This is a genomic window from Nitrosomonas sp. (assembly GCF_043753625.1).
In the GTDB taxonomy this organism is placed as follows: Bacteria; Pseudomonadota; Gammaproteobacteria; order Burkholderiales; family Nitrosomonadaceae; genus Nitrosomonas.
Genome location: NZ_JAYUWI010000121.1, coordinates 1 through 10,414 on the forward strand (window position 1 = coordinate 1; position 10,414 = coordinate 10,414).

General features: G+C 49.6%; 7 protein-coding genes and 1 pseudogene. 2 read left to right on the forward strand and 6 right to left on the reverse strand.

Annotated elements, in window-relative coordinates; all coding sequences use genetic code 11:
* The 6 genes from ACH10T_RS10360 to ACH10T_RS10385 all read right to left on the reverse strand — a co-directional run.
* On the reverse strand, positions 1-615 hold a 615-nt coding region (locus ACH10T_RS10360; RefSeq protein WP_394809201.1), incomplete at its 3' end, for a calcium-binding protein.
* A 19-nt stretch (positions 616-634) separates the two neighbouring features.
* A complete protein-coding gene (locus ACH10T_RS10365) occupies positions 635-3,295 on the reverse strand; it encodes a putative Ig domain-containing protein (protein ID WP_394809202.1) in 2,661 nt (886 codons plus the stop codon).
* 54 nt (positions 3,296-3,349) lie between these two features.
* Positions 3,350-3,928: a DUF4347 domain-containing protein gene (locus ACH10T_RS10370; RefSeq protein ID WP_394809203.1), complete on the reverse strand. Its 579-nt coding sequence runs from the start codon at positions 3,926-3,928 to the stop codon at positions 3,350-3,352.
* A 4-nt stretch (positions 3,929-3,932) separates the two neighbouring features.
* Positions 3,933-4,277 (reverse strand): DUF4347 domain-containing protein, encoded by a 345-nt coding sequence (locus ACH10T_RS10375; RefSeq protein WP_394809204.1) that lies wholly within the window; start codon positions 4,275-4,277, stop codon positions 3,933-3,935.
* Between the two features lie 550 nt (positions 4,278-4,827).
* The gene (parC, locus tag ACH10T_RS10380; RefSeq protein WP_394809205.1) at positions 4,828-7,215 is read right to left on the reverse strand and encodes a DNA topoisomerase IV subunit A; all 2,388 of its coding nucleotides are present in this window, start codon (positions 7,213-7,215) and stop codon (positions 4,828-4,830) included.
* A gap of 6 nt (positions 7,216-7,221) precedes the next feature.
* Positions 7,222-9,180 (reverse strand): DNA topoisomerase IV subunit B, encoded by a 1,959-nt coding sequence (locus ACH10T_RS10385; RefSeq protein WP_394809206.1) that lies wholly within the window; start codon positions 9,178-9,180, stop codon positions 7,222-7,224.
* Between ACH10T_RS10385 and ACH10T_RS10390 the strand changes: the two genes are divergently transcribed.
* A complete protein-coding gene (locus ACH10T_RS10390) occupies positions 9,179-9,349 on the forward strand; it encodes a hypothetical protein (RefSeq protein ID WP_394809207.1) in 171 nt (56 codons plus the stop codon). The two genes, ACH10T_RS10385 and ACH10T_RS10390, sit on opposite strands and share 2 nt — an antisense overlap.
* Before the next feature lie 499 nt (positions 9,350-9,848).
* A pseudogene (locus ACH10T_RS10395) lies at positions 9,849-10,213 on the forward strand (IS3 family transposase); the annotation flags it as partial.
* Between the last annotated feature and the right edge of the window lie 201 nt (positions 10,214-10,414).

Here is a 10,414-nt window from a genome sequence, read left to right on the forward strand (position 1 = left end):
GCCAGTGAGACTATTGATCGCTGTATTGCCTGTGATACTGTTAGCCAGATCGTTGCCCGTGCCATTGACCGTCGCGATGCCTGTCAGTATCAGATTCTCCACATTCGCGGGTAATAGGTAAGCCAATCGGCTACTGACCGTATCAATGCCCTGGTTGAGGTTTTCAGTGACGACATCACCCACATTCTCAACAAAATAAGTGTCATTACCCAATCCACCGATCATGATATCGGCACCAGACCACCCCGTTAGGGTGTCATCACCGCCCCCACCGTTGAGCGTATCATTACCTGCCTGCCCATTTAACTGATTGGCCGCGCTGTTTCCTGTGATGACGTTATCCAGATCATTGCCTGTGCCATTGACCGCCGTGGTGCCTGTCAGTATCATATTTTCCACATTGACGGGTAATATGTAAGCCAGCCGGCTACTGACCGTATCCGTGCCTTCGTTGAAATTCTCAGTGACCACATCACCCACATTCTCAACAAAATAAGTGTCGTTACCCAATCCGCCGATCATCGTGTCTACGCCAGACCAGCCAGTGAGCATGTCGTCACCGCCCCCGCCATTCAGGGTATCGTTGCCTGCCTGTCCATTTAACTGATTGGCCACGCCATTGCCTAAGATGACGTTATTCAGATCGGCCGGTACCGTTGATCACCAATGTGCCGGTCAAGGTCAGATTCTCCACATGAGCTGGTAGTGTATACGTGATGTTGCTGTTGACTTTGTCCGTGCCCTCATTCAGGAATTCGGTACTGACATCGCCAATATTGTTCACAACAAAAGTATCATTCCCCAAGCCGCCGATTAGGGTATCGGCACCGCCAGCGCCATTGAGGATATCGTTACCAGCTCCGCCATCCAAGGCGTTATTCTGCCCGTTGCCCGTCAAAGTATCGTTGAAATTGCTGCCAATCAGATTATTGATATTAGTCAGAGTATCCAATCCTGCGCCAGCGGTATTTTGCTGGGTAGCGATAGCTAGGGAAACTGTAACTGGTGCGGTGGTGAAGGCATAGGTCACGGTATCGTTCGACACAGTACCAGCCAGCACATCATTGCCGGCCGTACTAACAAATAATTTACCTGCGTTAAATGCAGTGGCTGCAACGGTTAGAGGGGCGCTGACACTGGAACCGTGCGTATCAGTCGCTTTTACAATCAGCGCATAAGACCCACGATCACTGACACCCGGTGATCCTGTCAGCACGCCGGTTGTTGCGTCCATCAATATCCAGGCAGGCAAAGGATTGCCATTGGCCAGCGTGACGCTGTAACTTAAAGTGTCTCCGGCATCTTCATCACTAAAGGCTGCACTGACATTGTAACTCCCCCCCAGCGTGCCGGTTTGTACGGCTTGATCGACCAGAGCTGTGATAAGAGTCGGTGCATGATTACCGATATTGATATTGGATGAATCGATGACTGTTTCCTGAGTAATGGATGCCGTGATCGAGCCGATTTGTATCGGTACTGTATTATTAGAAGATTGTCGGAAGAGCACGTTACCGGTAAGCTCTCTTTGCTCACCGGCTGCTACGACAAATGGATTCCCACTCACCCCTCCAAATTCAATGGCCACATCAATGTTATTCTGATTGGTTGATGACGCCAGTATCTGGAATCTTTGACCTTCTGGTACGGAGAAATTAATAATATCACCTGCTTTGACAGTTCCTGTGAGAATCTGCAAGCTGCCAAAAGTATCATTTGCATCAGCTCCGGCAGAGCCGGATTCTGGAAGAAACACAATGCTCAGGTGATTTATTGGTGCTGTAAGTGAGGCAAAACTGAGTGTGTATCCGAATAGAGTAAAGAGTCCGGTATCCCAAGAGCCAGGTAAAATTCCTTCTCCTTGAAGATCCGCATCACTTTCCCCTACAACATATCGGCGTAGGTGATAAGTTGGGTTGTGTGTTACTGCGGTAGGAAGCTCACCATCGTTGGGCGGCTCTACAACGGCGGTGACTTGATTCCAAAACTGTGGAGAACTGCTAGGTTGATAATCCATAACCTCGCTGCTCGTACCTGGTACGGGATTTATATGTCTGGCACCAAAAGAATGGGCCGCTTCGTGCACAATAGTTTCAACAATATCTGCAACATCTGGATTGGCATCGGATCCATCCATGAACACCGCAGTAATGTCATTACTATCGTTATTGAATCGATCCAGACCTTCATAAGCCTGCCCTACAAGACGCACATCGCGTGTGGCAGTATTTCCATCATGATCAAAAGCTGGGAAAGCAGGGGAAAACCGAACGCTATGAAATGCTCCAAGCGTAGGTGCCGTGTCCGTTACTAATATTTTGATGCCACTTCGATCGAAAACATCTTGTACGCCTGAGACAATATCCGCCTTCTGAGGAGACGTGAAATTCCCCAGTGGCTCAGTACCAGGCTGATTGGCGACATATTGTTTTGAACCAAACCCAAACCAATCGTTCGCGATATAGAAATCGCGAGGTATTGGATTCGAAAAATCCAGAACAAGCGTAGAGACCAGCGCAATGTTTGTGCCATCAGCAAACGTTGCCCATTCCATATCAATGAGATTATCTTCAAACCCAGTGAGTTGATCGACAATTCGCACCTGTCCGTTTGGAAGCGGACTCCCATCTTTATCGACTTTAATAATTTCAACGCCACTATACGCTGTCGTAAGATATCTCGCGGTATCGACCCCTGTATCGCCATATAAAATATCATTGCCCGCACCTCCATTCAATGTATCATTTCCTATCCCGCCAAACAGAGTGTCGTCACTGCTTCCGCCGCGCAGTTCATCGTTACCCTCCAATCCTTGCAATTCAACCGGTTTAGTCAGTGTTGTATCAACAATTATATGATCATCATTGGCGCTGCCTGTTAAGGTGAGACCGTTAACGGGTTTTCCGTCAGAATCATAGCGCTGCGCATAAATACCCCAACCAGCTTGTCCACGAGACATCCAGGTCACCACGAAACCACCGTCAGCTAATGCAGCCACCGAAGGAAACGATTGACCGCCTACTGTATAGGTATTGACAAGGAATTCTGCACCTTGCATAACGCCGCTGGCATCATAGCGCTGGGCATAAATACCCGATAAAGCTAGCCAGGTCACCACAAAACCACCGTCATCTAATGCAGCCACCGAAGGCTGAAATTGATAGACTGCTGTATTATAGGTATTAACACGGAATTCTGTACCTTGCATGGCGCTGCTGGCATCATAGCGCTGGGCATAAATACCCGATGAAGCTATCCAGGTCACCACGAAACCACCGTCAGCTAATGCAGCCACCGAAGGCTGAAATTGATGGTCTACTGTATAGGTATTGACACGAAATTCTGTACCTTACATGGCGCCGCCGGCATCACAGCGCTTAGCATAAATACCCCAATCAGACCCATCTTGTCCAAAAGACGTCCAGGTCACCACGAAACCACCGCCAGCTAATGCAGCCGCCGAGGGAGTTATCTTGAATTCGCCATTGGCATTGACAAGGAATTCGCCAGTCCTGAGGATTGTAATATCTCCATCAGTAAAATGAGCACTCTCAATATTGGATAGGGTATCGGTGCCTTCGTCTCTATTAGCGCTATTAGTGTCACGCACCGTGACTTGGCCGTTTGTGTCGAGCGAAAACACATAATCAGCCTGATTGCCGAAAAAGAATGCTTCGTCATTACCAGCGCCACCTACAAGTGCATCATTACCTGCATCACCTACCAGGGTGTCATTTTCAGCGTTCCCAGTGAGTACATCATCGCCGATAGTGCCGGTGATAATCGCCAAAACACCAGAGTAAGACAGTTGTAACGTTGGCGATTGAACAACACCGGCTTGTGCTTCCAATACCCAGTCTCCGCCAAAATCAGCCGCACCGGTCAGATTGGTGGATGCCGCCACATTAGCTCCTGTCAGTATGGCCAATTCTTCAATGAATGCTTGCCCTTTTTATACCTTGCGCCACCTCGCAGCCATAGAGCAAGATGTCGCCATCGACACTCAAATGCGTACCAATTTCAGTCAACTGTGCTGCGTAATCAGCAAGGTTGCTATTGTTTAATACGCCAGAACCCAGTGTCAAAATTCCTGGTGCGCCGTGAGAGATAATATCAATGGCATCGAGATTCGTTTTACCTTGCAAAGCAGCAGTGATTTGCATCACGCCATCTTGCTCAGCATCTAGCAGAACAACTTCAGAATCAGTGGGTAGTTGTGAGATCAGTGTTTGATAATTTGAAACATCGGAATTGATGAAAACGACGCGATTTGACATGACTACCGGCCCCCCTTAGCACAGTGATTTTTATTGGTTTTAGGCGCTGAAGCGGCCAGCACCTAAAATAGTGAGAGAGCTTATCCTAAATCATAGTCAGCGTCAGTAGTCAGAACGAAGAAGATGGCGCTATGTCAGCAGGTTTCTGTGAGAAGCAGGTCAAATCGATAATTTACAATAAACAACCCGGTGGTAAGACCACGGGAAATCGCTAGTTCATTGGCAACAATCGCGATCTGGTCCCACGTTTATCTAAGCGAATTTGATCAGATTTATTGTGAACTGGCTCAGTGAGGGATTGATTATTCCTGATGTACTAGAAGCCCATTCAATATTGATACAGCACTTCGACGGAATAAAGGATACCCGAAATTCTTGTCCGGTTGCCCACTAGCAGGCCGTTGAAAAACTATCTGCGTTGCCGCTGCGGTGTTAAAAACAGGCTCAAAATGCTCATTGATTAAGCATAAACTGCGCTTTTTCGCCTGTTTTTGCCTTGCATCGGCTGCCTCGAATACGTTTTTCAACAACCTGCTAAATCAAATTCAGCTCAAAACACCTCAATCTTCTCCGGCTTGAACTTAACCGGCGTCAGCATTCCCTTGCGAGCCCGGTGTAACACGAACGGTTGTAGCTCTTCCCAATTTAGCACCCTTTGCAATGATTTATTGCCCGCGCCCGTTCCCTTAACCTGAAGCGACGAACCTTCCGATAGCACCGCCGTGGCAACCAACGACTCACTTTCATTTAGTCCAAGAATGATAACGCCCTTCCCGCTCGACAATTCCTTCATTTCGCTGATTGGAAATAACAACAACTTGCCGTTGCTGCCCAGTGCAGCAATCAGATTGCCATTAGCAACATTTGCCGGTGGCAGCAAAATATCCGCTTTGCTCAGCGTCATGAAAGCCTTACCCGCTTTTTGGCGGGACACCAAGTCTTTGAGCGTAGCAATAAAACCATATCCACCGGACGAGCTGAACAGATATTGGGTATCCGGCGCTGCGGCGCACATCACTGCCGCTTTCACCTTGGGGGGGATGTCCAACAAGGAAGCCAACGGCACACCGTCGCTGCGGCCACCAGGAATGTCCGTCGAGGACAAACTGTAGGCTCGACCCCCGCTGTCCAGCACCACAACCGGATAAGCTGTGCGTGTTTGCGCAATCGCCAGTAACTGATCGCCATCCTTAAATGACAGTGTGCCCATATCCACTTCATGACCTGTGCGTTGACGTATCCAGCCGTTCTTAGACAGAATGACTGTACAGGGTTCATCCGGCACCGATACCGTCTTGGCCACCACACGCTCCGCTGCTTCGATCAATGTGCGGCGGTCGTCGCCATATTTCTTCACGTCCGCTTCAATCTCGCCAATGATCATGTCGCGCATGGCCGCGTCATTGTTTAGCACAAACTTCAAACCTTCTTCTTCAGTTTTCAGTTCGTTCATTTCTTTTTCGATGCGAATGGCTTCGAGACGGGCCAACTGACGCAACCGAATTTCCAGAATGTCGTCTGCCTGAATTTCAGTAATCCCAAATTGCGACATCAAATCAGCTTTGGGGTCATCCGCTTCACGAATGACTTTGATGACTTCATCAATATTCAGCAGCACCACCATACGGCCTTCCAGGATATGCAGGCGCTTTTGCACCTGATCCAGCCTGGTCCGGCTGCGGCGAGTGACCGTGGTGGTACGGAATTGCGTCCACTCGGTCAGTAACTCCAGAATGTTCTTCTGGTTCGGTCTGCCATCTAAACCGATGGCGACCATATTGGCAGGGATCGTGGATTCCAGACTGGTATGTGCGAGCAACAGGGCGATGAATTGCTCTTGCGGCATGCGCGAGGAGCGCGGTTCCAGAACGATACGTACGGAAGCATCTTTGCCGGATTCGTCACGCACAGTTTCCAGCGCGTCAAGGAACAGTTGCTTCATCTGCTTCTGCTCGGCCGTCAATTCTTTCTTGCCTGTTTTTATCTGCGGATCGGCGTATTCCCCAATTTCTTCCAATACTTTTTTCACGGAAACACCTGGCGGCAATTCATACACCACCATGCGCCACTGGCCGCGGGCTTGTTGCTCTAGGGTCCAGCGGGCGCGCACACGGAAAATGCCCCGGCCTGTGGCATAAGCTTCACGTATATCCTTGGCACTGGAAATCAGTTGACCACCGCCTGGAAAATCCGGTCCCTGGATGTGCTGCAATACGTCATCAACACTGATCGACGGATTGTGCATCAGCGCAATCGCTGCATTGCCTACTTCACGCATGTTGTGCGGCAAGCATTCCGTCGCCATGCCGACCGCGATGCCGGATGCACCATTCAACAAAAGCATCGGGAGGCGTGCGGGCAAATCCACTGGTTCTTGTTCTGAACCGTCATAATTCGGACGGAAATCCACCGTTCCCGCATCCACTTCGGACAGCAGCAATTCAGCATATTTAGTCAGCCTGACTTCGGTATACCGCATGGCTGCCGGTGAATCGCCATCACGCGAACCAAAGTTACCCTGACCATCGACCAAGGGATAGCGCAATACAAAATCCTGCGCCATGCGCACCATCGCTTCATAGGAAGCCGAATCGCCATGCGGATGATACTTGCCGATCACATCACCGACCACGCGCGCCGATTTGACCGGTTTTGATCCTTGAATCAGACCCAGGCGATGCATCGCATAGAGAATGCGGCGCTGCACCGGCTTTTCGCCATCGGATACGGAGGGCAGCGCTCGCCCCTTGACCACACTGATGGCGTAGCGCAGATACACCTGATGCGTGTATTCCGCCAGATCGATGCTGCCGTCGTCGTTATCACTTCCGCCTGGAGAAGACTCGGGCGGTACGGGCGGCGACAGTTTGGTTTCCTGTGGCGTCATTTGCGCCGGTAGGGAGGAATCCGGCGCGTCAAATAGGTCCAAATTTTTCATTTTTCGTTAAATATCCGCTTCCACTTCGTTACCATGTATCGTAATCAATTCCTTGCGCTCGCTGGCATGTGACTTACCCATCAGGGTATCAAAGGTCCCCACTGCCTGTGCCACATCACCCAGGCCTATCCGCACCAGCCGGCGCGTGTCCGGGCATAAGGTGGTTTCCCAAAGCTGAACCGCATCCATTTCCCCCAGCCCCTTGAAACGCGAAATGGTCCAGCTGCCTTCCTTGATGCTTTCTTGGCGCAGGCGCGCTTCCAATATATTCAGCTCCACCTGATCTAAAGCGTACAGCTTGCGTGGCGGCTTGTTTTTGCCCTGTGCCGGAACATCCACCCGAAACAACGGGGGCTTGGCAATATACACGTGCCCGTGTTGAATAATCTTGGGAAAATGCCGGAAAAATAAAGTGAGCAATAGCGCCTGGATATGGCTGCCATCATCATCGGCATCGGACAGGATGATGATTTTTCCATAACGCAAGGCACTCATGTCCACATTGCTATCCAGTTTATGCGGATCAATTGCCAACGATACGGCAATATTGTGGATTTCCTGGTTAGCGAGAATCTGCGATTGATCGACTTCCCAACTGTTCATCCCTTTGCCGCGTAACGGCAACACTGCCTGAGTTTCTTTGTCACGCCCCGCCTTGGCCGATCCACCGGCGGAATCACCTTCCACCAAAAACAGCTCAGCGTTGAGGCCGGTCAGTTCTGAATCAGTGAGCTTGCCTGGCATCACCGCCACGCCGGAGCCTTTTCTGCGTTCCACTGTTTTAGCGGTTTTGCCGCGATCGATGGCATTCTTGATAGCCTGCTCGGCAATCTTCGTCGCTTCCGCTACATGCTCGTTCAGCCACAAATCCAGCGTATCTTTCATAGCTGCCGCGACCAGCTTAATCGCCTCGCGCGAAGATAATTTTTCTTTGGTTTGGCCAGAAAAGCTCGGATCCACCATTTTGAGTGCCAACACAAAGCGTAGCTTGGCCCAGACATCCTCGGCCGCCAGTTTTACGTTGCGCTGCATCAGCCCATGTTGCTCTGCGAAAGTACGCACACTGTTAAACACCGCATCCCGCAAACCGGCTTCGTGCGTCCCGCCTCCCAATGTCGGAATCAAATTGACATAGGATTCACCGCCGCCAGAACCAACAACCCATGCCATTGCCCATTGCACGCCTTCACCATCCGAGAAGGTCTCATTCGCAGCCAAATATTTTTCACCGCAGAATGCCGGCGCAATCGGTTCATCCTCAGCAATCATTTGATCGAGATACTGCGCGATCCCACCCTCAAAATGCCATTCTTTGACATCAAAATCAGTGGCAGTTTCAATATTGAGTAACACTTTAACGCCCGGCAGTAGCATCGCCTTGGCACGCAACAAGTGCTCCAGCTCTCCGCGATGCAGCGTTGGGGAATCAAAATACTTTGCATTCGGCCAGATGCGCAATGCCGTGCCGGTGTTACGCACGCCGCAAGTGCCGGTCACCGTTAATGGCTCGATGACTTCGCCGTCGGCAAAAACGATGCGGTGTTGCTTGCCTTCGCGTTTGACTTCCACTTCCAGGCGGGTGGAAAGCGCATTCGTCACTGAAACGCCCACGCCGTGCAGACCGCCGGTGAATTTGTAACTACTGTCCGCTTCGCCTTTGGCAAACTTGCCGCCGGAATGAATCACCTGGAACACAACCTGTATAGTTGGAATATTCTCTTCCGGATGCAGACCGACTGGAATACCGCGCCCATCATCCGCCACCGCGACTGAGCCATCGCGATAAAGCGTCACTTCAATAGACTTGGCATGCCCCGCCATCGCCTCGTCGACAGCATTATCGATGGCCTCAACCACCATGTGAGTCGGATCCGACGTACGGGTGTACATGCCCGGCCGCAACTGGATAGGTTCCAGCTTGCGTAAGACCCGAATCGAGGATTCATCGTAAGTTTGTTTTGTCATGATTATTAAGTTGGTTTACGCGGATTCCATTTCGGTACTCTCCTCTCCAATTCACCAACTCGGTGCACCAACGGAAGGACTGAGAGCACGCTATGTTTTAGCCGGGTTTGTGGTCGAGTTAAATCTGATTGAATGGACGGACAAACCATCGATTTATACAGCAAATTGACTTCGAATGTAAAATTGAGCTGCACTGATAGATCCAATTTGAACTGCTATCCCTCAGGATCTTCCATAAATTGAATTGTCAATACTCAAAAGCAAATTCAGATCATATTCCTTTCGTTCTTTGATAGGCACTCGAATCCCTGCAGAGATACTATATTAATCAATAATTTACAAATATAGTGTAATCTTATGCACAATAGAGAAAAAGAGCTTTGTAAATTGTCGCATTATTCTTTGTTTAAACAGATGGCAAAATGGCTCGATTAAGCTTTTCTCGAAGAACTACTGAGAGGTAAGACATTACATTAAATTTATCTATGAGGAAGGAAGTAAGTCAACTAATGCTCGTATTTTTGGTGATCCGGAAAAGATTCAGTGCTGGATATAATATTCAAAAAGATAAAAATCAGATTTATGCGATAAGATTTATTTTCTCTTCCCAGTTCCACACAAGAACACTCAAAATTAGCATCTAATCCGACAGGCAACCGACCCACCGCACCTGTCAAATAAGACATGAACTGCCGATTGCGCCTAATTATCTGGATCGTCAGTTCTCCATTGATCAGATAAATCAGGTGTATGTGGGCGATATCACTTATATTCATACCCTGGAAGGCTGGTTGTACCTGGCGGTCGTGATCGACTTGTTTTCCCGTCAGGTCGTGGGTTGGTCAATGGCCGCACATATGAAAACCCAGTTAGTCAACGATGCGCTCCAGATGGCTATTTGGAAACGTAAACCCGACAAAGGCTTGTTATGGCATACCGACGAGGTAGCCAATACGCCTCGGGAAGTCACCGGCAATTACTAAAGCAGCAGGGCATCCAGCAAAGCATGAGCCGGAAGGGCAATTGCTGGGACACTCAGTTTAATATGTCATGGAATGCCTGACTTGATTTGACCCGTGCTGGGATTGGCGAAGTGCCTTTGCATTGACCTGTCGATCTAGTCCAGGCATTCCCCGAGCGTTACTGGGCCCAATACTTGTGACCTAATAGGAGCTTTGTCTTGCACCGTGAGTGTCCTGTCCGGTAAGTGGGATTGGTAATGCGCCAATCTTGA